The 22,593-nt window shown below is 63.5% G+C and carries 25 protein-coding genes and 1 tRNA gene; 9 read left to right on the top strand and 17 right to left on the bottom strand.

What is annotated here, in order from left to right:
- Positions 1-23: 23 nt before the first annotated feature.
- Positions 24-935 carry a LysR substrate-binding domain-containing protein gene (locus M2267_RS03605; protein WP_429112524.1) on the top strand — a complete coding sequence of 304 codons (912 nt, stop codon included), beginning with the start codon at positions 24-26 and terminating at the stop codon, positions 933-935.
- Between the two features lie 11 nt (positions 936-946).
- Here the strand turns inward: M2267_RS03605 and M2267_RS03600 are convergent, their stop codons facing one another.
- The 5 genes from M2267_RS03600 to M2267_RS03580 form a co-directional block, all read right to left on the bottom strand.
- Entirely contained in the window at positions 947-1,822 is an 876-nt protein-coding gene (locus tag M2267_RS03600; RefSeq protein WP_192447729.1) for a dienelactone hydrolase family protein, read from the bottom strand.
- A gap of 148 nt (positions 1,823-1,970) precedes the next feature.
- On the bottom strand, positions 1,971-2,999 hold the full coding sequence (adhP, locus tag M2267_RS03595; protein WP_429112521.1) for an alcohol dehydrogenase AdhP: 1,029 nt from the start codon (positions 2,997-2,999) through the stop codon (positions 1,971-1,973).
- Positions 3,000-3,142: 143 nt separating this feature from the next.
- Positions 3,143-3,559 (bottom strand): MAPEG family protein, encoded by a 417-nt coding sequence (locus tag M2267_RS03590; RefSeq protein WP_043618295.1) that lies wholly within the window; start codon positions 3,557-3,559, stop codon positions 3,143-3,145.
- 83 nt (positions 3,560-3,642) lie between these two features.
- Positions 3,643-5,145: an IMP dehydrogenase gene (gene guaB / locus M2267_RS03585; protein ID WP_034800902.1), complete on the bottom strand. Its 1,503-nt coding sequence runs from the start codon at positions 5,143-5,145 to the stop codon at positions 3,643-3,645.
- A 204-nt stretch (positions 5,146-5,349) separates the two neighbouring features.
- On the bottom strand, positions 5,350-6,336 hold the full coding sequence (locus tag M2267_RS03580) for an MBL fold metallo-hydrolase (RefSeq protein WP_429112518.1): 987 nt from the start codon (positions 6,334-6,336) through the stop codon (positions 5,350-5,352).
- Positions 6,337-6,522: 186 nt separating this feature from the next.
- On the opposite strand from M2267_RS03580, the gene M2267_RS03575 reads away from it, so the two are divergent.
- Positions 6,523-7,932: a DHA2 family efflux MFS transporter permease subunit gene (locus M2267_RS03575; protein ID WP_429112516.1), complete on the top strand. Its 1,410-nt coding sequence runs from the start codon at positions 6,523-6,525 to the stop codon at positions 7,930-7,932.
- A 182-nt stretch (positions 7,933-8,114) separates the two neighbouring features.
- Here M2267_RS03575 and M2267_RS03570 read toward each other — a convergent pair whose 3' ends face one another.
- From M2267_RS03570 to M2267_RS03555, 4 genes are all read right to left on the bottom strand, one after another.
- The gene (locus M2267_RS03570; RefSeq protein WP_429112514.1) at positions 8,115-9,881 is read right to left on the bottom strand and encodes a peptidoglycan D,D-transpeptidase FtsI family protein; all 1,767 of its coding nucleotides are present in this window, start codon (positions 9,879-9,881) and stop codon (positions 8,115-8,117) included.
- A 298-nt stretch (positions 9,882-10,179) separates the two neighbouring features.
- On the bottom strand, positions 10,180-10,560 hold the full coding sequence (locus M2267_RS03565; protein WP_429112512.1) for a VOC family protein: 381 nt from the start codon (positions 10,558-10,560) through the stop codon (positions 10,180-10,182).
- Position 10,561: 1 nt separating this feature from the next.
- Positions 10,562-11,299, bottom strand: coding sequence for an RlmE family RNA methyltransferase (locus M2267_RS03560; protein ID WP_402323285.1), 738 nt, complete (start codon positions 11,297-11,299; stop codon positions 10,562-10,564).
- Entirely contained in the window at positions 11,296-12,885 is a 1,590-nt protein-coding gene (locus M2267_RS03555; RefSeq protein ID WP_429113035.1) for a Ppx/GppA phosphatase family protein, read from the bottom strand. The genes M2267_RS03560 and M2267_RS03555 overlap by 4 nt, the downstream gene beginning before the upstream one ends.
- A 318-nt stretch (positions 12,886-13,203) precedes the next feature.
- Between M2267_RS03555 and M2267_RS03550 the strand changes: the two genes are divergently transcribed.
- Positions 13,204-13,277, top strand: a tRNA-Gln gene (locus M2267_RS03550).
- 281 nt (positions 13,278-13,558) lie between these two features.
- On the top strand, positions 13,559-13,801 hold the full coding sequence (locus tag M2267_RS03545; RefSeq protein ID WP_429112510.1) for a hypothetical protein: 243 nt from the start codon (positions 13,559-13,561) through the stop codon (positions 13,799-13,801).
- Between the two features lie 33 nt (positions 13,802-13,834).
- Here the strand turns inward: M2267_RS03545 and M2267_RS03540 are convergent, their stop codons facing one another.
- Positions 13,835-14,971: a fumarylacetoacetate hydrolase family protein gene (locus tag M2267_RS03540; RefSeq protein ID WP_429113033.1), complete on the bottom strand. Its 1,137-nt coding sequence runs from the start codon at positions 14,969-14,971 to the stop codon at positions 13,835-13,837.
- A 251-nt stretch (positions 14,972-15,222) separates the two neighbouring features.
- Here M2267_RS03540 and M2267_RS03535 point away from each other — a divergent pair, with 251 nt between their 5' ends.
- Positions 15,223-15,645, top strand: coding sequence for a hypothetical protein (locus M2267_RS03535; protein ID WP_429112508.1), 423 nt, complete (start codon positions 15,223-15,225; stop codon positions 15,643-15,645).
- 126 nt (positions 15,646-15,771) lie between these two features.
- On the opposite strand, the gene M2267_RS03530 is transcribed toward M2267_RS03535, so the two are convergent.
- Positions 15,772-16,389, bottom strand: a complete 618-nt coding sequence (locus M2267_RS03530; protein ID WP_429112505.1) for a TetR/AcrR family transcriptional regulator — start codon at positions 16,387-16,389, stop codon at positions 15,772-15,774.
- A 50-nt stretch (positions 16,390-16,439) separates the two neighbouring features.
- Between M2267_RS03530 and M2267_RS03525 the strand changes: the two genes are divergently transcribed.
- Positions 16,440-17,234, top strand: a complete 795-nt coding sequence (locus tag M2267_RS03525; RefSeq protein WP_429112503.1) for an SDR family NAD(P)-dependent oxidoreductase — start codon at positions 16,440-16,442, stop codon at positions 17,232-17,234.
- Between the two features lie 73 nt (positions 17,235-17,307).
- On the opposite strand, the gene M2267_RS03520 is transcribed toward M2267_RS03525, so the two are convergent.
- The 3 genes from M2267_RS03520 to M2267_RS03510 form a co-directional block, all read right to left on the bottom strand.
- Positions 17,308-18,561: an NAD(P)/FAD-dependent oxidoreductase gene (locus M2267_RS03520; RefSeq protein WP_429112500.1), complete on the bottom strand. Its 1,254-nt coding sequence runs from the start codon at positions 18,559-18,561 to the stop codon at positions 17,308-17,310.
- Between the two features lie 66 nt (positions 18,562-18,627).
- Complete coding sequence (locus M2267_RS03515) at positions 18,628-19,131, bottom strand: TIGR00645 family protein (protein ID WP_429112498.1); 504 nt, start codon at positions 19,129-19,131, stop codon at positions 18,628-18,630.
- Positions 19,132-19,286: 155 nt separating this feature from the next.
- Positions 19,287-19,451, bottom strand: a complete 165-nt coding sequence (locus M2267_RS03510; RefSeq protein WP_034800864.1) for a DUF1328 domain-containing protein — start codon at positions 19,449-19,451, stop codon at positions 19,287-19,289.
- 226 nt (positions 19,452-19,677) lie between these two features.
- Here M2267_RS03510 and M2267_RS03505 point away from each other — a divergent pair, with 226 nt between their 5' ends.
- The gene (locus M2267_RS03505; RefSeq protein ID WP_429112496.1) at positions 19,678-19,872 is read left to right on the top strand and encodes a hypothetical protein; all 195 of its coding nucleotides are present in this window, start codon (positions 19,678-19,680) and stop codon (positions 19,870-19,872) included.
- A 103-nt stretch (positions 19,873-19,975) separates the two neighbouring features.
- On the opposite strand, the gene M2267_RS03500 is transcribed toward M2267_RS03505, so the two are convergent.
- The gene (locus M2267_RS03500; RefSeq protein ID WP_043618266.1) at positions 19,976-20,173 is read right to left on the bottom strand and encodes a CsbD family protein; all 198 of its coding nucleotides are present in this window, start codon (positions 20,171-20,173) and stop codon (positions 19,976-19,978) included.
- 76 nt (positions 20,174-20,249) lie between these two features.
- Complete coding sequence (locus M2267_RS03495; protein ID WP_429112493.1) at positions 20,250-20,573, bottom strand: hypothetical protein; 324 nt, start codon at positions 20,571-20,573, stop codon at positions 20,250-20,252.
- 513 nt (positions 20,574-21,086) lie between these two features.
- On the opposite strand from M2267_RS03495, the gene M2267_RS03490 reads away from it, so the two are divergent.
- The gene (locus M2267_RS03490; protein WP_034800856.1) at positions 21,087-21,335 is read left to right on the top strand and encodes a glycine zipper domain-containing protein; all 249 of its coding nucleotides are present in this window, start codon (positions 21,087-21,089) and stop codon (positions 21,333-21,335) included.
- Between the two features lie 47 nt (positions 21,336-21,382).
- Here the strand turns inward: M2267_RS03490 and M2267_RS03485 are convergent, their stop codons facing one another.
- Entirely contained in the window at positions 21,383-21,631 is a 249-nt protein-coding gene (locus M2267_RS03485; RefSeq protein ID WP_429112490.1) for a NepR family anti-sigma factor, read from the bottom strand.
- Positions 21,632-21,787: 156 nt separating this feature from the next.
- Here M2267_RS03485 and M2267_RS03480 point away from each other — a divergent pair, with 156 nt between their 5' ends.
- Entirely contained in the window at positions 21,788-22,585 is a 798-nt protein-coding gene (locus tag M2267_RS03480; protein ID WP_043618257.1) for a response regulator, read from the top strand.
- Positions 22,586-22,593 lie beyond the last annotated feature (8 nt).

Raw genomic sequence — 22,593 nt, 5'->3', positions numbered from 1 at the left:
AAAATCGATAAGATTTTCCTATCATGCTTACACTCAGACAGATGCGCTATTTCGAGGCGCTTGCCTCTGCTCGCCACTTCGGCAAGGCCGCCGAACTCGTCCATGTCAGCCAGCCGGCGCTCTCCGCCCAGATCATCGAAATGGAAAACCACCTGGGGGTGAAGCTGGTGGAACGCAGCCGCAGCGGCGTCTTCCTCACCCGCAAGGGCGAAGAGGTGCTGGCCCGCACCCGCGCCATCCTCGCCGAAGTGGATCAGCTGGAACTAAGCGCGCGGACCAGTTCCGGCACGCTCGAAGGGCGGATCCGCATCGGCGTCATCCCGACGCTTGCGCCCTATCTCGTTCCGCGGCTGGTGCCGCACCTGCGCCAGGTCTACCCGGCCATCGAGATCGAACTGAAGGAATCGGTGACATCGAGACTGGTGGCCGATCTCGGAGAGGGCCTGCTCGATGCCGTCGTCGCCGCCTTGCCGATCGAGACCGACGGGCTTTCGACGAAGCCGCTCTTTTCCGACCGCTTCTTCATGGCGATGGCGGACGACGAGCGAAACATCCTGATGTCGCCGCTGACCGAAGACCAGGTGGATGTCGAACAGCTGCTGCTGCTCGAAGAGGGCCATTGCCTGCGCGACCAGGCGCTCGCCGTCTGCAGCACGGCGGGCAAGCGACGCCTCGTCTCCTTCGGTGCGACCTCGATGACGACGCTCCTGCAGATGGTCGCCAATGGCATGGGCATGACGCTCATCCCGGAGATCGCGATCGCGACCGAGGCAGCCCGCAATTCCATCCGCATCGTGCCCTTCGCCGCCCCTGAACCGGCGCGCGAGATCGGGCTTATCTGGCGGCGCAGCAGCCCGCGCGAGCGCGACATGGAAGCGCTCGCAGCGGCGATCAGCGGCTGCGCCGACCACATTCTCCAGGCGGCAGCCGCCTGACCTAGCGACGCTCAGGCCAGCTTGGTCTTCAGGAACTCGACCGTCCGGCTCCAGGCGAGATCGGCTGCGGCCTTGTCATACCTCGCGGCAGAAGTGTCGTTGTTGAAGGCGTGGTTGACCCCGTCATAGACATAGATCGTCGCGTCCTTGCCGTTGTCTTTGAGCGCTTTCTGGTAGGCCTCGATGCCGGCGTTGATGCGCTCGTCGAGGCCTGCATAGTGCAGCAACAGCGCCGCCTTGATCTTCGGCACGTCCTCGGCCTTGGGCTGCGCGCCGTAATAGGCAACGCCGGCCTTCAGATCCGGGGAGCCGACCGCAAGCCGGTTGACGAGACCGCCGCCCCAGCAGAAGCCGATGGCGCCGACCTTGCCGGTCGATTGCGCATGTCCTTCCAGAAACGCCACGGTCGCCGCCGCATTCGCGGTCGTTGCCGCCGCATCGAGTGCGCCGATCATCTCGCGCGCCTTATCCTCGTCCGTCGGCGTGCCGCCGGCAGGCGACAGGAAGTCGGGCGCCAGCGCCAGGAAGCCTTCGAGCGCCATGCGCCGCGCAACGTCGCGGATATGCGGGTTCAGCCCGCGGTTCTCATGGATGACGATGACCGCCGGCAGCTTGCCGCTCACCTCTGCCGGGCGAACGAGGTAGCCCTTCATATCGCCGCCAGCGCCGGGATAGGTGATGTCCTCGCCGGTTACCCGGGTGTCGTTTGCAGCCACGATCTCGGCCTTTGCGCCATTGGCGGCGAGCAGCGGCGCGATCGCTGCCGCCGCCGCCGCGGAGCCGGCAAGGCCAGTGAGCTTTTCCATGAAACGACGGCGATCGAGGGTCAGATGCGTGTACTCGTCATAGGCGTCGATCATCGCCTGCGTGATCTTCGGTTCCTGCATGCCAGCCTCCTCCGGTTCATATCTCCCGCGGCGGCAGACAGAACCGCCCGCGACAGAATAGGTCGGCGGGCGGTCTGGAACATACAAACTTGCGTTACTGCCACGTGTTTCCCTCGCCCTTAAAGGCCGAAGGTCCCGCGCAGGTCGATCAGCCGTTGAGGTCGAGTACGATGCGGCCGTCGATCTTGCCTTCCTCCATGCGCTTGAAGATGGCGTTGATGTTCTCGATCTTGTCCCAGGTGAAATGCGACGCGACCTTGCCTTCGCCGGCAAACTCGAGCGATTCCTCCAGGTCCTGCCGCGTGCCGACGATCGAGCCGCGGATGGTGATGCGCTTCAGCACCGTGTCGAAAATCGGCAGGCACATCTGCCCGGGCGGCAGGCCAACAAGCGCCATCGTTCCCTTGGAGCGCAGCATGTTGAAGGCCTGCTCCATCGCTTTTGGCGCCACGGCCGTCACCAGGGCGCCATGCACACCGCCGGTCGCATCTCGCACCTGCTCGACCGCATCCTTGTCGCGCGCGTCGACGACGAGGTCGGCACCGAGCTTTCGCGCAAGTTCCAGCTTGTCCGGGAAGATATCGACGGCGGCGACATGCATGCCCATCGCCTTGGCATATTGCACCGCCATGTGCCCGAGCCCGCCGATGCCGGAGATCAGCGCCCATTCGCCCGGACGCACCTCGGTCTCCTTCAGCCCCTTGTAGACCGTGACGCCCGCGCAAAGAATGGGGGCCGCCGCTCCGAATTCGAGCTTTGCCGGCAGGCGGCCGACGAAGTCAGGATCGGCGAGGCCGTATTGCGCAAACGTGCCGTTGACGGAATAGCCGGTGTTCTGCTGGCTGCCGCAGAGCGTTTCCCAACCGGTGCGGCACGGCGTGCAGCCGCCGCAGGCAGTATGCAGCCACGGCACGCCGACGCGATCGCCTTCCTTCAGGCGCGTCACACCGCTGCCGAGCTTGGCGACGTAGCCGACGCCTTCATGTCCGGGAATGAAGGGCGGCTTCGGCTTGACCGGCCAATCGCCGTTGGCGGCGTGCAGGTCCGTGTGGCAGACGCCGGTTGCCTCGTATTTGATCAGCACCTGGCCGGGACCCGGCTCCGGGATCGGCACATTCTCGATTACCAGCGGCTTGCCGAATTCGCGCACCACGGCGGCTTTCATCGTTGCGGTCATCTCGTCCTCCGATGCGTTGTTGCCCAACGCCGGAGAGACTACGCGCAAAAGCGGCATCGGGTAATTGATACGCATCAAGACGGGAAGATGAAGGCGCAGACTGTCTCAGATCTGCGCCAGAATGCCGGTTCGCCTATCCCGGATCAGCTCATCGCCATCCAGACGGCGAGCCACACCCACATCGCAAACAGCGTTGCGCAGCCGCCCATGAACAGCGGGCGGCGATAGCGCAGGCGATTGCTGGTGACATGCACGAAGGCGTGCACATAACGCAGGGCGACGAAGAGCCAGGCAAGCGCGAGCGAGACGATGTTGTCGGCCTCGGTGATGTAGAGCAGCACGCAGCAGACGTAGAAGAGAACCGGCAGCTCGAACTGGTTGGCGATGCTGTTCTTGACCACCAGGCTTTCGCCCGGTTCGTCGCGGTTCTCGCGAAACTGACCGGCATTCGCCTTGCCGGCGCGCACCAGACCCATGCGGCGGACGGAGAGAAGAGCGTAGAGGCAGAAGACGAGGAAGACATGTGCCACGATCGGCCAGAAAATCTCGAAACCCGTCATTACGTTACTCCCTCAAACACGCTTACTCTGAAAAAGCGAAGGGCGCCGCGCGATGCCGCGGCGCCCTTCGAATGCAATCGCAATCAGTGCGCGCCCGGATAGTTCGGGCTTTCGCGGGTGATCGTCACGTCATGGGCGTGGCTTTCGCGCAGACCAGCACCGGAGATGCGCACGAACTGGGCGCGCTCCTGATATTCCTTGATCGTCGGGCCGCCGACATAGCCCATGGAGGCCTTGAGGCCGCCCGCGAGCTGATGCAGGACGCCTGCGACCGGACCCTTGTAGGGAACCTGGCCCTCGATGCCTTCCGGCACCAGCTTCAGCGTGTCGCGCACTTCCGCCTGGAAGTAGCGGTCTGCCGAACCGCGCGCCATGGCGCCGACGGAGCCCATGCCGCGGTAGGCCTTGAAGGAACGGCCCTGGTAGAGGAACACTTCGCCCGGGCTTTCATCGGTGCCGGCAAGCAGCGAGCCGATCATGACGGCCGAAGCACCGGCAGCGATCGCCTTGGCGAGGTCGCCGGAGAACTTGATGCCGCCATCGGCGATGACAGGAATGCCGGCCGCCTGAGCGGCTTCGACGGCGCCCATGATCGCAGCGAGCTGCGGCACGCCGACACCGGCGACGATGCGCGTGGTGCAGATCGAGCCCGGGCCGATACCGACCTTGACCGCATCCGCACCGGCATCGATCAGCGCCTTGGTGCCGGAGGCAGTCGCGACGTTACCGGCCATGATGCGAACCGAATTCGAGAGCTTCTTGACGCGGGCGACCGCGTCGAGAACGCGCTGCGAGTGACCATGGGCGGTATCGACGACGATGAGGTCGACGCCGGCATCGATCAGTCGCTCGGCACGCTCGAAGCCGTCATCGCCGACGGAGATGGCGGCGGCGGCGCGAAGGCGGCCCTGCGCATCCTTGGAGGCGTTCGGGTTCAGCTGCGCCTTCTCGATATCCTTGACGGTGATGAGACCGACGCAACGGCCGTCGCCATCGACGACAAGCAGCTTTTCGATGCGATGGGCGTGCAGCAGGCGCTTGGCTTCCTGCTGGTCGACGCTTTCCTTGACCGTGACCAGGTTCTCATGGGTCATGAGCTCGTGGATCTTCTGGTTCGGATCCGAAGCGAAGCGGACGTCGCGGTTGGTGAGGATACCGACGAGGCGACCCTGCTTCTGGCCACCGGCACCGCCGTTTTCGACGACCGGAATGCCGGAAATGCCATGCTGCTTCATCAGGCCGAGTGCATCGGCAAGCTTGGCGTCGGGGCCGATGGTCACCGGATTGACGACCATGCCGCTTTCGAACTTCTTGACCTGGCGAACCTCTTCGGCCTGCTCGGCCGGTGTCAGGTTGCGGTGGATGACACCGATGCCGCCGGCCTGCGCCATGGCAATCGCCAGACGACCTTCGGTCACCGTGTCCATGGCCGACGACAGGATCGGCAGGTTGAGGTCAATGTCCTGGGCAATGGTGGTCGCGATGTTGGTCTGACCGGGCATGACTTCGGAATGTCCCGGCAGGAGCAGGACGTCGTCGAAGGTCAAAGCCTCCAGACCAGTTGCCGTTTCGATGATGCGCGCCATGGCCAATTCCCTTCAAATAGCGAAAATCCCCGGGGACGGGCTGCGATTTGTCCACCGGGCGACTTCAAAGCGTGTCTTGGAAGTTGGCGAGGGCTCGTAACACGGATATGTCAGGATGAAAATAGCCAAAGCCGGGAAATGTCCCGCCTTCGGCCGATATTTGTTGCAGAGCAGCATTTCCGCGCAAAGAGGCGCGAAAACCGATCAGATGTCGAGCTGATAGCTTGCGGGCACGAAACGGTAACCCTCGCCCTGCTTCTCGACGAAACCGACCGCCGGAAACGGCATGTGGTAACCGATGAAGGGCAGCCGTTCGCTGGCGATCATGTCGAATACCCGGCGACGCGTCTCTGCCGCCTTCGCCTTGTCCATGTCGAAACGCACTTCCCAGTCCGGCCGCTGTAGCGACAGCACATAATGGTTGGCGGTATCGGCCGTCAGTATCAGGCCCTTGCCGTCGGAATCCAGCCGGAACACCATGTGCCCGGGCGAATGGCCGAAGGCGGCAATCGCCGAAATGCCGGGCACGACCGCGGCGCCGTCGCCGATGAAGGTGGTCTTCTCCGCAAGCGGCACGACTTTTTCCAGCACCGCCTTGTGGCCGTTTTCGGCCGGCGTGCCGGCGCGGGCCGGATCCTTCCAGAAGGCGTATTCGACCTCGCCCATCACATAGCGGGCATTGGCGAAGGCCGGCTTCCCGGCCTCCATCAGGCCGCCGATGTGGTCGCCATGCATATGGGTCACCACGACGACCGAGACCTGTTCGGGCGCATAGCCGGCAGCGCGGATCCCGTCGAGCAGACGGCCCGCCCCCGCGTCCCGACCGCCCTCGCCCATGCCGGTATCGAAGAGCACGAGATCCGATCCAGTATCGACCAGGGCCGGCGAATAGCTGTTGAGCAGCGCATCCGTCGGCAGGAAGTTCTGCTGCAGCAGTTCGGCCACGGCCTCTTGCGGCTGGTTGGTGCCGTAGGTCTCGTGCGGCTTGTCGCTGACGCGCGTGCCGTCGTTGACGACGACGATCTTGAACGCGCCAAGCTTGAGCATTCTTGTCGGAGGGCTGGCTTTCATGCCGGTGTTTTCCGATTTTTCCTGAGCGACTGCAATGCCCGTCATCAGCGAGGGCGCTGCGAGCACGCTGAGCGTTCCCGCTCCCATCAAGGTCCTGCGCTTCATCGACATTTCACTCATGGTCCGTTTTCGCTTTCTGTTGGGTCCGTTGCCATCGGCGGCAACCCGGCCAGAACTAGCGTCTTGACAGCAAAGGCCAGTCGGGATCACAGGCTTTTGATCCGCAATCACCGGTTTTGCCCCGACAAAAGCCATGACCGGTATTATTAGCTTCTGCTTATCGCTGACCGTCCGAAGCATCGTTTCATGAACCGTATCGTCCCGATGATCCTCGCCGTCGCTCTTTTCATGGAGCAGATGGACTCGACCGTGATTTCCACGTCGTTGCCGGCAATCGCCCGCGACATCGGCGTCGGGCCGATTACGCTGAAGCTGGCGCTGACCGCCTATATGGTGGCGCTGGCGATCTTCATCCCCTTGAGCGGCTGGATGGCCGACCGCTTCGGCGCCAAGAAGATCTTTCGCGCGGCGATCCTGGTCTTCATTGCCGGATCGATCTTCTGCGCCATTTCGAACAGCCTTCTCGCCTTCGTCTTCTCCCGCTTCCTGCAGGGCATGGGCGGCGCGATGATGACGCCGGTCGCCCGCCTCGTGCTGGTGCGCGGCACGCCGCGCAGCGAACTGGTGTCGGCGATGGCGCTGCTGACGATCCCGGCGCTCGTCGGTCCGCTTGCCGGGCCGCCGCTCGGCGGCTTCATCACCACCTATTTCTCCTGGCACTGGATCTTCCTGATCAACGTGCCGGTCGGCATCGCCGGCTACATCCTGTCGGGCATCTACCTGCCGAAGATGGAGCCACTCGATCCGCCGCCGGTCGACGTGTTCGGCTTCCTGCTCGGCGGCGTCGCCGCCTCCGGCATCGTCTTCGGCCTGTCGGTGATCAGCCTGCCCGCCCTGCCTCCGGTCATCGGCATCGCCTCGGTGTTGATCGGCCTCTTTTCGGCCCTGCTCTACATGCGCCATGCGCGGCGCCATCCGGCCCCGGTCCTCGACCTCAAGCTCTTCAAGGACAGCGCCTTTCGCGCCGCTTCGATCGGCGGCACGATCTTCCGCATCTCGGTCGGCGCCGTTCCCTTCCTGATGCCGCTGATGCTGCAGGTCGGCTTCGGCCTCAACCCGTTTCAATCGGGCATGATCACCTTCATCGGCGCGGTCGGCGCGATCACCACGAAGTTCTATGCACGCCGGGTCCTGGCCTTTGCCGGCTTCCGCACGACGCTGATCATTGCGGCGATCATTGCGGCGATCACCACCTTCGCCAATGGCTTCTTCACGCCGGAGACGCCCTATCTGGTGCTGATCACGATCCTGCTTATCGCCGGCTTCGCGCGTTCTTTCTTCTTCACCAGCGTCAACGCGCTGTCTTTTGCCGATATCGACGATGCGGACGCCAGCAAGGCGACCTCGATGAGCGCCGTGCTCCAACAGATCAGCCTGGCACTCGGCGTCGCTGTCGCCGGTGCGATCCTCGAAATCGAGACGAAGCTCAGCGGCGGCCCGCTGCAGCTCGACGATTTCCATACCGCCTTCATGATCATCGCCGCCGCCAACCTGATCGCGGCGATCCCGTTCCTCACCATGGCGAAGAACGCCGGTTCCTCCGTATCGGGCCACCGGCTACCGGCGCGCGAGATCGAAACGGCTGCGGGGAAATAAGCCGCCCGACACATGCGCCGGCGGCGAACACGGCGGCGGCTTTTCGAACGGCTGCTGCATGTCGCCTTAAACCGACCGTCCTCGTGGACGGCAGCATGCGGCAAATCAAAGGATTACAGGGCCCCTTGCGCGTCTGATCAAGGCGCGGGGAGCCCAGCTGCCCCAAGCGGTTCTCGCGCCGCCTAGTAGTCGGCCAGCACCTGCTCGGCACCCACGTCGCCAAAGCGGGGCTTCACGCCGAGAAGCGGTGCCGCGCGGCCGATGATGGCCTTGACCATGGGGGCGGCATTGGCCGCAGCCGTTCGCCCGCCATTTTCGCCGGTCCGTGGCGCATCGATGATCGAAAGAACGATGTATTTGGGCTTGTCCATCGGGAATGCCGCCAGGAACCCATTGAAGTTCAGGTCCTTGGCATATCGCCCGTTAATGACCTTGTCGGCCGTGCCGGTCTTGCCGCCGACATGGAAGCCTTCCACCTGCGCCCGCCTGCCGGACCCCTTCACGCCATTCCAGTTGTAGAGAAAGCGCATGTCGGCGCTGGTCGATTCCTTGATCACCCTCTGCGCAACGAGCTGCGTGTCTTCTGCCGAGCGCGGCAGGAATGTCGGCGGGATCAGGTGCCCGCCGTTCATCAGGGCGGCGGCCGCAACCGCCGTCTGCAGCGGCGTCGTCGCCACGCCATGGCCGAAGGATATCGTTACCGAGTTGATCTTCTTCCAGGTACGCGGCTGGGTCGGCGTTGCCACGCCCGGCATTTCGGTTTCCATCTTCGACAGCAGGCCCAGTTTGGTCAGAAACTGCTGGTGCGCTTCGATCCCGACCATATCGGCGACAGCCGCCGTGCCGATGTTCGACGAATACTGGAACACCTCCGGGATCGACAGCGGACGGTTCTTGCCCTTGAAGTCCTTGATGGTGAAGCCGCCCATGCGGATCGGCCGCGACGCGTCGACGACCGAATTCAGATTGACCTTGCCCGCATCCAGTCCCATCGCCAGCGTGAAGCTCTTGAAGGTCGAGCCCATCTCGAAGGTGGCGTTGCTCATCCGGTTGAACCAACCCTTTTCGTACTCCTTGTCGACGCCGCCGCCGGGCAAGGTTCGCGAGGGTTCGTTCGGATCGTAATCGGGCACCGACGCCATGGCGAGCACTTCGCCGGTGTCGGCGTCGAGCACCACCGCACCCGCGGCTTCGGCCTCATAGGCCGTCATCGCGTTGGCCACCACTTCGCGCACGATGTTCTGCACGCGCAGATCGATCGACAGCCGTACCGGCTCCAGCGACGCATTGCTGGTGAGGCCAGCCGCCCGCAGATCGGCAAAGCCCTGCTGATCGAGATAACGCTCTATGCCCGCCAGTCCCTGGTTGTCGACATTGACGTGGCCGAGGATGTGCGAAGCGGTGACGCCGCCGGGATAGAAGCGGCGCTTCTCCGGGCGGAAACCGATGCCGGGAATGCCGAGCGCCAGAATATCGGACTGCTGCTTCGGGGTGAGCTGGCGCCGCAGCCACTGGAAGGCCGAACCGGACTGGAGCTTGCGATGCGTGTCGCGCCAATCGAGATTGGGGATGACCGTCGCGAGCTTCTCGACGACCTCGTCGGCATCGACGATCTTGCGCGGCTCCGCATAGAGCGACATCGTGTTGAGATCGGTCGCCAGCAGATGTCCGTTGCGGTCGACGATATCCGGGCGAGAGGCAATCACGTGGCCGCTGCCACCGATCGATGCGGTGTCGGCCGGCGCCGACAGGCCATACTGAACCAGCCGTCCGCCGACCACGAGGAAGACCACGGCGAAGCCGGCGATCAGTATCCCCACGCGCTGCCGCGCCTGGTTCCTACGGCCGGCGCTGGTGCCGATGATGACCCCCGGCTTGCCGGCACCATTCCTCTTTACAGAAAAATGCGCGCGGCTTCTGAGCCGAACGGCAAGCGAAATCATCGACATACAGGTACTTCCACATGCAGGCCAACCGAGCACGTGCTCGACCCGTCGCCAATCGTCGATCGGCAGCCAGCGCTCGGTGGAACTAAAACCTTAGGAGGTCCTAATGGACCAGAGAGTAACACCAGAGTTGCACTCAACTGGTTAATGGCCGATTAACCACGATGCACCGTCTTTAGGGGGAACCGGGTTTTACAGAGCGATCAGGGGTGCGGCCGATCGGCACAAGCCAGCCCGGCCCATCGCTCCGCCCTGCCTTCATGATGAGGAGATTTCTGGAAAGTCGGCGGCCCGCGAGCGGTTACTCCGGCCGCTCGCAGACCGCGGCGATCTTGTTGCCGTCGTGATCGCGCACCCAGGCGCCGTAAAAATTTGCGTGAAACGGGCGCAGGCCCGGTGCGCCCTCGTCCGTACCGCCATTGGCAAGGGCTGCGGCATGAAAAGCATCGACGGCGGCACGCGTCTCGGCTTCAAGCGCGATGCTCACACCATTGCCATAGGTGGCGGGCGCGCGGTCGAAGGGCGTCACCACCCAGAAACGGATGCGGTCACCCTCAGCACCATAGCCGATCTCGGTCTCGTCCTGGCGTTGCCTGTGAAACCCAAGCGCCGGCAACACCGCATCGTAGAACGCGCCGGCGCGTGTCAGATCGTTGCTGCCGACCGTGACGTAAAGCAGCATGCTATTCGGCCGCTTCGTCTTCGGTTTCCGTTTCGCTGGCGGTCTGCTGACGTCCCTTGAAGTCCTTGGCCAACAGGAACATCTCGACCGATTCGGCGCGCGAGGAGGCCGGCTTCACATGGATGACCTGACGGAAATTCTGCTTGAGCATGTTGAGCAGCTCGCGCTCGGTGCCGCCCTGGAAGGTCTTCGCCAGGAAATGTCCGCCCTTGCCCAGCACGTCGACGGCGAAATAGGCTGCGACCTCGCACAGATGCATGGTGCGCAGGTGATCGGTCTGGCGGTGCCCGGTCGTCGGCGCCGCCATGTCGGAGATCACGAGATCCGGCGTTCCGCCGATGGCTTCCTTCAGTTTCGCCGGCGCCTCGGGGTCGAGGAAATCCATCTGCAGGATGCGCACGCCCGGGATCGGGTCCACCTCCAGGAAGTCGATCGCGGCGACGCGCGGATCGGCATCGGTCGAATTGGTGACCTTGGCGGCGATCTGCGACCAGCTGCCGGGCGCAGCACCCAAGTCGATAATGCGGCGCGCGCCGTTCAGGATCTTGTGCTTCTCGTCAATCTCCAGCAGCTTGAAGGCCGCGCGGGCGCGATAGCCCTCGAGTTGCGCCCGCTGCACATAGGGGTCGTTGATGTGGCGCTCGATCCAGCGGCGGGAGGATGCCTTGAGCTTGCCCTTCTTGACCTTCTGGCCAAGCTTGCGGCCGCTGCGGTTGCCGCCGACAGGAGGTTTCGTCATGGTTTGTTTCCTTCGTGGCTGCCGGAGGCATTGGAGCCGCGCTGGTGGCGGCGCGGCCGAGAGCGGCGCCAAGCGCCGTCGTCCGCCATCATGTCGGTGAGCAGGCCTTCGCGCAGGCCACGATCGGCGACGCGCATGCGGGTCGACGGCCAGCGGCGGCGGATTGCTTCGAGGATGGCGCAGCCGGCAAGCACCAGATCGGCGCGATCCGGGCCGATGCAGGGATTGGCGGCGCGTGCGTCGAAATCCCAGGACAGAAGCCTTGCCTGCATGGCCGAGACTTCATCGTCCGTCAGCCACAGGCCATCGACGCGACGGCGATCATAGCGCGGCAGATCGAGATGCACGCCGGCAAGCGTCGTCACCGTGCCCGACGTGCCGATCAGGTGGAAGCCGCTGCCTGACGTGCCGTTCGCCAGAGCTTCGACAGGCGGGCTGTCGAAGCGGGAAAGCATGCCTTCGACTTCCTGCACCATCGCCTCGAAGCTTGCCGGCGTTACGTGCTGGCCGCCATGGCGCTCCGAAAGCGTGACGACGCCGACCGGCAGCGAGGTCCAGTGGGTGATGTGGTTTGCGAGCCGGTTCGAGCGCGAATCACCGATGCGGATGACGGCGATCTCGGACGAGCCGCCGCCGATATCGAAGAGCACGACCGAGCGCGTCTCGCGGTCGACCAACGACGAGCAGCCGGAAACGGCAAGCCGTGCCTCGGTTTCGCGGTTGATGATTTCGAGATCGAGACCGGTTTCGCTCGCAACCCGCTGAAGGAAGCTTTCACCGTTTTCAGCGGCGCGGGCAGCCTCCGTCGCAATCAGGCGGCTGCGGCGGATGGTACGGGCGCCGAGCTTCGACGCGCAGATCTTCAGGGCCTCGACGGCGCGCTCCATCGCCTCGTCCGACAGCCGGCCGCTGGCACCGAGCCCTTCGCCGAGACGCACGATGCGCGAGAAGGCATCGACCACCCGGAACTGGCCGGGACGGGTCGGCTGCGCGATCAGCAGGCGGCAATTGTTGGTGCCGAGATCAAGCGCGGCATAGAGCGGCGCAGGAGGTTCGCCGGCGGCAACATAGGGTGCACGCGGTTGTTCACCGCGATTGCCCGGCCGCAACTGCGTGCCCGCATGACCGCCGCCGGAAGCAGAAGCCTGCCGCGCATTGCCGCCGCCATCGGCGCCACGCTGCGGCGCCGGCTGGCGCTCGCCGCTCGTCAGCGGGCGACCCTGGAGCCCGCGGCGATGCTTGGCCTTCTTGCTGCGCTTGTGGCCCTTGCGTTCGCCAAGCGACGCATCGACGACCTGGACGCCGCTGTTTTGCGAGGCGGATCCGGCCTGAGCCTGCTGTTTTGCTGATTTCGAACGACGTCGCCGCTTGCGCTTGCGCGCCGGCTCCGTTTCGTTCTCTCCTGCGGGACGCCCTGCCAAACCGGCTGGGCCGGACTGGCTGGCAATTGCAGACGGCGAAGCAGACGACTTACGTCGTTTGCGCTTGCCCTTGCCGTTGCGCGGACCGAGCTTCGATCCATCACCGCGGCCTGCTGCCGACGCCCCGGATTCGGACGGCTTATCGCCGTGATCGGGGTCTTTCACTTGTTTCAACCATGGCGCCGCGCAAGGCCTTACGGCCGCTCAAGGCGCTCTCTCGATTTTTCGTTGGCGCGACTGTACCAGCGCAACCCCCATTCGCCAAACTTTTTTTGAGAACCGGCTTGTGCACAACAAAGGCGTCGGGCGCCCGAACCCAGCAAACACAGCGGGTTGAGCATAAGGCCGCCTGTTCCGGTCACCCCTGATGGCTGCGATCTTCACTTCATGCGCGATTTTTTTTGCAAAAGGTATTTGCATCAGCCGCCGATTTGTTTATAAGCCCGCCAACCACACCGACGGGCTTCGCTCCGACGGCGGCTTTGGGGAATAGGTTAACGGTAGACCCACGGACTCTGACTCCGTTAGTCCTGGTTCGAATCCAGGTTCCCCAGCCAACTTTCACAGACAATTCAATAAGACATCAATGACATGCGGAACGCTCACGCGTGACGGACGCTCGCTAATGCAATGTTTCGCCCGACGAACCAGACGGCCGAACTCGGCGATCGGCTCGTCTGGGCATGGCTGCCGTTACCCAGCGGCAACGGCGCGCTTCCCGCGGCGAAATCAGCTGTAATATGCCCCTAAACACTGCAGCTTCGGTGTTTGCGGATATTCAGATCTCTTAGAGAGGCGCATACTCTTCGCCGCCCACAAATCAGGCGGAGACAGGCCGATGCTCGAGACAAAAGCGGATGCGGCATATGCGATCGAGTACTTCCAGGAACACCCGGAAGCCGGGCTGTGCCGGGAAGGACGGCGCTGGTGGATAACGCCGAACGCAAACGAGACCGATCGGCGGGTTCTCCGTATCGACAGCGCTGAAGCGGAACGACTGAAGGAAGACGCCCGCCTTCAGTCCGTCGCTGACATCGCGCATGCGGGCCGGTCGCTCTGGATCATGAGGAACATGACGTAGGTGCCCTTGCGGGTGGGCCACGGAGCATGGTCCCTACAGCAATCCCCGCCCGGCAAGATTGCGCATCAGCGACGCGGCGCCAAAGCTCCACGGCGCGCACTCCGTCGACAGTCGCACCGTGTTGGTCAGCGATCCGAGTTCGGCGTTGGCGATCGTCACCACGTCGCCGCGCTTGTGGGTGAAGCCCTGGCCGGGCTCTTCGCGGTCCTCGACGGGGGCGAAGAGCGTGCCCATGAACAGCATCAGGCCATCGGGATACTGGTGATGCGGACCGATCGCCTGGGCGACGAGGTCGAGCGGATCGCGGCTGATCTCGGCCATCGAACTGCGGCCGGTCAGGCGGTAGCCGTCCTCACCTTCGACCAGGAGGCTGAGTTCCGCCCTGCGGACATCGTCGATGGTGTAGCTTTCGTCGAAGAGCCGGATGAAGGGGCCGATGGCGCAGGAGGCGTTGTTGTCCTTGGCCTTGCCAAGAAGCAGCGCCGAGCGCCCCTCGATGTCGCGCAGGTTGACGTCATTGCCGAGGGTGGCACCCCTCACCTGGCCGCTTGAGGAAACCGCAAGTACGATCTCCGGCTCTGGGTTGTTCCAGCGCGACGCCGGGTGCAGGCCGACATCGGCGCCCGGGCCGACAGCCGAGAGGACCTGCGCCTTGGTGAAGACCTCCGCGTCCGGGCCGATGCCGACCTCCAGATATTGCGACCAGACGCCCTCTTCGATGAGGGCAGCCTTGACGCGGGCCGCCTCCGGCGAACCGGGCTTCAGGTTTCGCAGACTGTCGCCGATGACGGCGGTGACGCGGGCGCGGATGGCCTCCGCGCGCGATGCATCACCCGCCGCCCGTTCCTCGATGACGCGCTCGATCATCGAGCGCGCGAAGGTGACACCGCAGGCCTTGACCGCCTGGAGGTCCGAGGGCGCGATCAGGTGGATACGCGCCGGGTCCGCCTTTTGCGCGAGGAATTCCTCGATCGAGCCCAGTCGCTCACCCGGTGCGGTGCGGGCATGGTGAACCGGATCCGAAAGCTCGAGCAGGTCGCGCATGGTCGGCGCCGTCTTGCTGGTGATGTCGCAGAGCGCGCCGTCGCGCAGGACGACAAGCGACGGCCCGGCCACGTCCGGCCGCCAGACGCGGCCGACAAAGGTACCAGTGCGAAATGCCGGATCCATCATGCCTTCCATCCTCCCGTGAACACCTATTTCTTGCAGCGGAAGGCGGGGCTGTAAAGCCGGCAGCGACACTCAGGCTTCCCTCCGGTTGCAGCGTCCGGAACATTGCAAATCCTCATACGTTTATGCCTATGCCACGCCCCCTCCGGGCGCCCTTGTCGCGCAATCGCGACGGCGCGAAATCCGGTGCCACGACTGCCGGGAAGGTTCAGGAGCAGTCGCATCAAGGCCAGGAGGACGCCAAGAAAAGGATGCACACAATGAACCAGCACGAGGAATTCAAGGACAAGCCCGTGATCGATCCGGTGACCGGGCAGCCGCTGCCGCAGACACCAACGCAGATGAGCGACGTGCCGCCTCCACCCCGCTCCGGCCGCAGTAACTGGCCGATCGTCATCATCCTGCTCGCCGGCCTGGTATTGGCGCTGATCGCCTGGCTGCCGGCCGAACTCAGCCGCGACACCGCCAACACGGCAGCGCCTCCGGCGACCACCGACCAGCCGGCAACTGGGACGACGGGCCAGGCCACACCGCCGGCCGATACGGCCACGCCCCCCGCCGGTGGAACAACGACCCAGCCGGCACCGGAAACGACGCCGCAGCAGGGAACGCAGGGCGCCAGCCCGAACTCGACCCCTGGCACGACACCCGACATGACGCAGCCGGCGCCCTAAGTATGACGGAGCCCGCGCAAATCGATGGGCCGGAGGTTTTGATCTCCGGCTCTCGCGTCGTCGTTGACCGGAACGAAAGCGCTGAGGCCGAATGACGGACCGGGTGTTTCCGTCCAACGTCGTCGGTCAGTGCGGCCTGATGTTTGCGGAAATCATCGCATCCCAACCGGCTGAGGCGCAGTCGGCGATCGCAAGCAGGGTTTCCCGCGTGGCACCATCGCGCGCCTGGATCGACATGCCGTGCTGCAGCGAGGCGACGTAGGCGGCAATCGCGGCGCAATCGACACCGGCAGGCAGGTCGCCCTCTTCGACGGCGCGCTCGAAACGCTGCTCCAGAGCCACCTGCTTCTCAAGCCGGCGCAGCTTCAATGCGTCGCACACCTCCGCGTCCCCGCCCGCCATCTGCGGCGCGGAAAGAACCACCATGCAGCCTCTCGGCTCGCCCCGCTGGGTAAAATTCGCAGCCGTGCGCCTCAACAGGTCGTGCACCGCCGCCTTTGCGGTCGGAACCGCCTCCAGTTCATCCCAGATGCCGGCACCGTCGGTGCGGCCGTAAAGATCCACAGCCTCGATGAAGAGCTGCGCCTTGCTGCCGAAGGCAGCATAGAGGCTCGGCGGGTTCAATCCCATGACCCGGGTCAGGTCCGAAAGCGAGGTATTGTCGTAGCCCTTGTCCCAGAAGAGCTGCATGGCGCTTGCAAGCGCCTCGTCCCTCGAAAAACTGCGTGGCCGCCCGCGGCTCATGCTCGCTGATCCTTTTTGTATCGATCAATACATAAATCGCTTGACAGCGGATGGCAAGTCGCCTCCCTTTATATGTATCGATCACTACAGATTTGGAGAAGCCAGTGACGAGTTTGAAAGACAAGGTGGCCCTGGTAACGGGCGGCAGCCGCGGCATCGGTGCTGCGATCGCAAATCGGTTGGCGAGCGACGGCGCAACGGTGGCGGTGACCTACAGCCAGTCGAAAGAAAAGGCCGAGGCGCTCGTGGCGGAGATCAAGCGGAATGGCGGCAGCGCGCTGGCAATCCGGGCGGACAACCGCGATCCGGGCGCGGTCGAGGCTGCCGTCAAGTCGGTTGCGGAGAAGCACGGTCGCATCGACATTCTCGTCAACAATGCCGGCATCTTCGATGCCGGGACGATAGACGAGGTAACCGCGGAGGATTTCGACCGGACGATCGACGTCAATGTGAAGGCGGTGTTCCTTGCCACGCGCGCCGCGGCAGCGCACATGCCGGACGGCGGGCGCGTCATCACGATCGGCAGCAACCTTGCCGCCCGCGTCCCATGGCCGGGCATGAGCCTTTATGTGCTGAGCAAAAGCGCGCTGATCGGCTTCACCAAGGCGGTGGCACGCGATCTCGGGCCGAAGGGCATCACCGTCAACATCGTCCATCCGGGCTCGACGGACACGGACATGAACCCGGCCAATGGCGACCATGCCGGCCCACAGCGCGGACTGATGGCGATCCCCCGCTTCAACGAGGCAAGCGACGTGGCAGGCGTCGTCGCCTGGCTGGCGGGTCCTGACGGCCGCAGCGTCACGGGCGCCGAATTCACCATCGACGGCGGCACCAACGCCTGATCAGCCAAAGAACAAGGCCGGAAGCGCAGCTTCCGGCCTTTTCCCACTGCGTGATGCTGTGGCTTCGGACCCGTCAGGCCAGGAAGCGCTCCGGCCGGTAGGGCGCGATGTCGATGACCGTCTTTTCATCGGTCATGGCTTCCGCCAGCGCCCGGCCGGTGACCGGCCCGAGCGTCATGCCGTGATGGGCGTGACCGAAGGCAAACCACAGGCCCTCGTGACGCGGCGCCTTGCCGATCAGCGGCATCATGTCCGGCGTGCAGGGACGCGCGCCCATCCACGGTTCTTCGTCACGGCGTTCGGCCAGCGGGAAGAACTCGCGCGCCACCCGCTCGGCTCGCGTCAGCTGCACCGGCGTCTTCGGCGCGTCGCGCCAGGCAAATTCCGCGCCGGTCGTCAAACGGATGCCGCGCAGCATCGGCGCCAGGAAATAGCCCTTCTCGGCATCGAGCACCCAGTTGTTGAGCTGCGCGCCCTCCTGCGTGCCATAGTGCATGTGGTAACCGCGCTTCACGGCAAGCGGGAAATGGTAACCGAGCTTGCGGGTCACCGTATCGGCCCAGGGGCCGAGCGCCACGACGACTTCGCGCGTCTCCAGCGGCCCTTCCGGAGTGGCGACGCGCCAACCGGGACCTTCGAGCACGTGTTCTGTCGTCGCCGCATCGCCGGAAATCAGCCGTCCGCCCAGGGACTGGAAGTAGGCGAGATACGCCTTGTTGAGGCTGTGCGGATCGCGGATCGACCAGGGATCGCTCCAGCGCAGGCCACCGACGAGATCCGCCTTGATCGACGGTTCCAGCGTCTTCAGCTCACTCGTCGAAAGCTTCTGGTGGTTGACCCCAAAACCGGCCGAGAGTTTTTCCGCTTCCTTGTACGCGGCGTCGCGCTCCTTCTCGGTGCGGAACACCTTCATCCAGCCATCCTTGCGGATGAGGTCGCCGGCGCCGGACGCCTCGATCAGATCCTGGTGTTCGCTGATCGAATGCTCGATCAGCGGTGCATAGAGCTGGGCGATGCGCCGGTGCTGGGTGAAGCCGGAATGCCACCAGTAGCGCGCCAGGAACGGCACCAGGCCCGGCAGGGCGCGGAAATGGTAATGGGCGTCTATGGTGTTGTTGAGCGCGTAGCGAAAGAGCGCGCCGAAATCATGCGGGAAACCATAGGGAAAGACGCCCTCGCGCTGGATCAGGCCGGCATTGCCGTAGGAGGTTTCCTCGCCGGCGCCGCGACGGTCGAGCAACACCACCGACTTGCCGCGGCGGGCGAGATGGATGGCGGTGGAAATGCCGACGATGCCGGCGCCCAGAACCACTACGTCAGTCTTCATCTAAAGGCTGCCCCGTTGCTCGATCAAGACAAGCCGCGGCTTTTACGTCGGGCCGCGGCACCAATATCACTTCCTCTTCAGCGCAGTCATGATCTGCTCGAGATAGCCGAGCAACACGGCCGATACGACGAAGGCAAGATGTATGATCGTCGCCCACATCAGCTGTTCGCTGGAATATTGCTGCGCGTTCAAGAAGATCTGCAGCAGGTGGATCGAGGAAATGGCCACGATCGACGACGCGACCTTGATCTTCAGACTACCGGAATCGAGCTTGCCGAGGAAGGAGACCTCAGCGTCGCCTTCGTCGAAGCGGCTGACGAAGTTCTCGTACCCTGAAATCATCACCATCACGATCAGGCTGGCGACCAGCGCGGCATCGATCAGGGCGAGCATGGCCAGGATCATCTCCGCATCGTCATAGACGAAGACCATGCTGGCGATCTTGAACAGCTTGAAGGCGAACGAGATGCCGTAAAGGGCGAGCGCCGCTACCAGGCCAAGATAGAAGATAACGAGGAGCCAGCGGCTGGAGAGGATGATCCGCTCGACGAGCAGTTCCAGCGATTTCATGGTGTTCGGTTCCTCAAGGCTATTGCGACGGTTTCGGCATCAATAGCCAAGCAGGCAGGCAAGGGCAAGCAAGACGATCGAGCCCCAAACGCACCAAGGGCGGCCGTCACGCCGCCCATTTTCATCCATTCGTATTCGTCAAATTCGGGCTCCGGTCAGCCGCGGCGCACGAGGCCTGCAACGAGCGAAATCACCAGGAAGACCAGGAAAAGGAAGAAGAGGATCTGCGCGATGCCCGCGGACGTGCCGGCAATACCCCCAAACCCAAGTACACCCGCTATGATTGCCACAACGAGGAAGACAAGCGCGTAGTATAACATAGCAATTCTCCTTGCCTAAATCACTGCAAAGCAAACGCCATAGCTTTCAATTTGTTCCAGTTATCGATCAAAATCGGCGCGCAGAATTCCGCGGCTTCACTCGACATTAATATTCTGTTTACGATGAAAGACGAAAGAGTCCCAAATCGGCACGGTTTGCACCGGAAATGCCCGGAACCTTCGCAATACTCTGACGTTCTTCATCCATGGAACACGCAGGGTCGAAATGAAGATGCCGACAGCACATATCTGGAAAACGGCGATCGAAGCCGGACGGGAGCGGACGCATCTCTCCGATAGAAATCTTCACATCGGAAAGACGATGCGCGACCTATACACCGACGGCGACGAAAAGAGCGCCAAGCTTCAGTCTTTGATGGAAGAACTCCGCAAGAGAGAGGCCAAGGCAAAGAAGAAATAAGCGCGATACGCACCACAAACAAAGCCGCGCGACAGATGTCGCGCGGCCTTTGCTTTTACGGTTGTTCTTCCGGGAAAGAAGACTGACTGCATCGCTCGAACCACTAACGGCGGGACATCCAGTCGTCGATCTGGCGCTCCGCCTCGTCACGCGCAACGCCGTAGCGCGCCTGGATCCGCCCGGCGAGTTCTTCCCTGCGGCCATCGATGACATCGAGGTCGTCATTGGTGAGCTTACCCCACTGCGTCTGAACCTTGCCCTTCAGCTCGTGCCATTTTCCTTCAACAATATCCCAGTTCATTTTCTGTCCTTTCGGTTGATGCGGCCGCGCAAGCGCAAATTGCGCTTGGGCAATTGCGCTTGGGCGGCCGGTGAAATCAGTTGCGAGTCCTGGCGCCGGCGTCGTGGCGCGCGGCTACGGCGTAGCTGCCGTCATCGACCTTGACCTCGACCTGAAGCCGGCCAGGCGCCTTCACCTGCCATTCGATGGTCGCGTCTTCCACGAACAGCGCCGGATCGACTTCCGCGCAAGCGCCATAGGCGTGCTTGAAGGTCGTTCCTGTCGCCTCGATCGCGGGCGAAAGCAGTTCGCGGCATTCGTCCACGGTTTCGAAAGCCACGGTGGGCGCCGGCACTTCGCGGCAGGCCTCTGTCGTCTGCATGCAGCCGACCAGGACCATGATGGCGGCAATATGTTCCATTCGCATGCTCCCTTCCGTCAAACTCCAACAGCAAACGGCAATGCACGATCTGCGGTTCCGCAAAGGGGCGCGAAATATTTCCCGGAACTTTGGCGTGAGCTGCGCGTTTGGACGCCCGTCAAAAGCCCCCATCGGCGGTTGGGAGACGGTCGAGAACCTGCATCCGTTCGCAGCGTTCAACCGGGCGCGAGGGCGCGCAACGGCGACTGCCACCGACCATCGGCCACACCAATAATGGAACAAAAACGCCGCGCTCTCGTTTTCGCAACGATAACAAGCGCTGCGACCGCGGCCGAGCGACGGAGGAGATACTGGCGAGGCAAGGACACACCGCAAGGAGCTCGCCCATTGCGAGCGCCGAACGGTTACATCAAAGGTCGATCAGGACGGCGCGGTAGCGGTGCGGGCTATGCCTCATTGTCGTCATTCTGTTCGTCACCAGTCGCGGGCAAATTGATTTCACCGAAAATTGATTCTCAGTTCAACAAAGCAACCCTCGGATAGGAACGCGTCATGAAGAAGATACTTATCGTAGCAAGCCTGATCCTGCCCCTCGCGGCATGCACGCAGACAGAAAAGGGCGCGGCGATCGGTGCAACCGGCGGCGCGATCGTCGGCGGCGCCGCGACGGGCAACGTCAGGGGTGCGGCCGTGGGCGCTGCCATCGGCGGTGTCGCCGGTGCGCTGATCGGCAATGCCAACGAGCCGGGCCGCTGCATCTATCGCGACCGCTACGGCCGCCGCTACGAAGCCGCCTGCTGATCGGCGCATCTCACGAAGAAACGGGCAGCTGTCCGTTTCTTCCCCCCTCAGAGCGGAACCCCACCCTTCGACGGGCCTTTGGCCGCAGCTTCCGCTTCATCCAGTTTTTCAAGAAGATTGAGAAATAGTTCCGGAACGGGCTCCTGCTCGAGCGACCGATAGAACGCCTTCAAGCTGGCGCCGATCGAGCCGCCGATATCTCGCGTTTCGGCCGTGCCGCCGCGCCGTTGGCTCACGCCTTCATGCTTTCCGGTTTCATCGTCCATGCTGCGCTTCACCACCGCTTCGTCCTTCACGGTTTTGCTGCCTGCGCGAAATCGCCGGCACACCGTTCGAACACGTCCCCCATTTGCTCTAAGCCGAAAAACGTGTTCAAAACATCCATCTATTCCGCCACATACCCCCTATCCTCAGAAATCAAACGAATCGCATTGCACGTAAGGAAGTCGTTGATGTCACTTTCGACCCGGATTGCGCCCCACCTGCCCTTTCTGCGCCGTTACGCGCGGGCCGTTACAGGCTCGCAGGCCGCAGGCGACGGGTATGTGGCCGCTGTTCTCGAAGCCCTGATCGAGGACATCAGTCTCTTTCCGGAAGCCTCGAACGATCGGATCAGCCTCTACAAGCTGTTCTGCTCACAGTTCGAAAAGATCTCGATCGACCGCAGCGAAAACACCTCGCCGTTCGCATGGGAGAAGCAGGCCGCCGCCAATCTGTCGCTGATCGCGCCTGTGCCGCGCCAGGCGTTTCTGCTCGTGTCGGTCGAGGGCTTTTCCATCGCCGATGCGGCCGAAGTCATGAGCCTGAGCCAGGCCGAATTTTCGAAGCTGCTGACCCTCGCCTCGGAGGACATCTCGCGCCAGGTCGCAACCGACGTCCTGATCATCGAGGACGAGCCGCTGATCGCGCTCGATATCGAGGATATGGTGACCAGCCTCGGCCACCGCGTAACCGGGATCGCCCGCACCCACGGCGAGGCGCTCGATCTCTACCGCAAGACCTCTCCGAAGATGGTCCTGGCCGACATCCAGCTTGCCGATGGCAGCTCGGGCATCGACGCCGTCAACGAGATCCTCACGCAGGCCGCGGTGCCGGTGATCTTCATCACCGCCTTCCCGGAACGGCTGCTGACCGGCAAGCGGCCGGAGCCGGCCTTCCTCGTGACCAAACCGTTCAATCCGGACATGGTGAAGGCGCTGATCAGCCAGGCGCTGTTCTTCGACGAACACGCTCGCTCTGCCCGGCGCTAAGCCGGGCA

This window comes from Ensifer sp. KUDG1 (genome assembly GCF_050434285.1).
Taxonomy (GTDB): Bacteria; Pseudomonadota; Alphaproteobacteria; order Rhizobiales; family Rhizobiaceae; genus Ensifer.
This window is presented reverse-complemented; position numbering and strand designations above follow the sequence as displayed.

Coding starts and splice junctions, on each gene's coding strand:
- M2267_RS03605 (WP_429112524.1), top strand. CDS start 24: ATGCTTACACTCAGACAGATGCGCTATTTCGAGGCGCTTGCCTCTGCT.
- M2267_RS03600 (WP_192447729.1), bottom strand. CDS start 1,822: ATGCAGGAACCGAAGATCACGCAGGCGATGATCGACGCCTATGACGAG.
- adhP (WP_429112521.1), bottom strand. CDS start 2,999: ATGACCGCAACGATGAAAGCCGCCGTGGTGCGCGAATTCGGCAAGCCG.
- M2267_RS03590 (WP_043618295.1), bottom strand. CDS start 3,559: ATGACGGGTTTCGAGATTTTCTGGCCGATCGTGGCACATGTCTTCCTC.
- guaB (WP_034800902.1), bottom strand. CDS start 5,145: ATGGCGCGCATCATCGAAACGGCAACTGGTCTGGAGGCTTTGACCTTC.
- M2267_RS03580 (WP_429112518.1), bottom strand. CDS start 6,336: ATGAGTGAAATGTCGATGAAGCGCAGGACCTTGATGGGAGCGGGAACG.
- M2267_RS03575 (WP_429112516.1), top strand. CDS start 6,523: ATGAACCGTATCGTCCCGATGATCCTCGCCGTCGCTCTTTTCATGGAG.
- M2267_RS03570 (WP_429112514.1), bottom strand. CDS start 9,881: ATGTCGATGATTTCGCTTGCCGTTCGGCTCAGAAGCCGCGCGCATTTT.
- M2267_RS03565 (WP_429112512.1), bottom strand. CDS start 10,560: ATGCTGCTTTACGTCACGGTCGGCAGCAACGATCTGACACGCGCCGGC.
- M2267_RS03560 (WP_402323285.1), bottom strand. CDS start 11,299: ATGACGAAACCTCCTGTCGGCGGCAACCGCAGCGGCCGCAAGCTTGGC.
- M2267_RS03545 (WP_429112510.1), top strand. CDS start 13,559: ATGCTCGAGACAAAAGCGGATGCGGCATATGCGATCGAGTACTTCCAG.
- M2267_RS03540 (WP_429113033.1), bottom strand. CDS start 14,971: ATGGATCCGGCATTTCGCACTGGTACCTTTGTCGGCCGCGTCTGGCGG.
- M2267_RS03535 (WP_429112508.1), top strand. CDS start 15,223: ATGCACACAATGAACCAGCACGAGGAATTCAAGGACAAGCCCGTGATC.
- M2267_RS03530 (WP_429112505.1), bottom strand. CDS start 16,389: ATGAGCCGCGGGCGGCCACGCAGTTTTTCGAGGGACGAGGCGCTTGCA.
- M2267_RS03525 (WP_429112503.1), top strand. CDS start 16,440: ATGGCAAGTCGCCTCCCTTTATATGTATCGATCACTACAGATTTGGAG.
- M2267_RS03520 (WP_429112500.1), bottom strand. CDS start 18,561: ATGAAGACTGACGTAGTGGTTCTGGGCGCCGGCATCGTCGGCATTTCC.
- M2267_RS03515 (WP_429112498.1), bottom strand. CDS start 19,131: ATGAAATCGCTGGAACTGCTCGTCGAGCGGATCATCCTCTCCAGCCGC.
- M2267_RS03510 (WP_034800864.1), bottom strand. CDS start 19,451: ATGTTATACTACGCGCTTGTCTTCCTCGTTGTGGCAATCATAGCGGGT.
- M2267_RS03505 (WP_429112496.1), top strand. CDS start 19,678: ATGAAGATGCCGACAGCACATATCTGGAAAACGGCGATCGAAGCCGGA.
- M2267_RS03500 (WP_043618266.1), bottom strand. CDS start 20,173: ATGAACTGGGATATTGTTGAAGGAAAATGGCACGAGCTGAAGGGCAAG.
- M2267_RS03495 (WP_429112493.1), bottom strand. CDS start 20,573: ATGGAACATATTGCCGCCATCATGGTCCTGGTCGGCTGCATGCAGACG.
- M2267_RS03490 (WP_034800856.1), top strand. CDS start 21,087: ATGAAGAAGATACTTATCGTAGCAAGCCTGATCCTGCCCCTCGCGGCA.
- M2267_RS03480 (WP_043618257.1), top strand. CDS start 21,788: ATGTCACTTTCGACCCGGATTGCGCCCCACCTGCCCTTTCTGCGCCGT.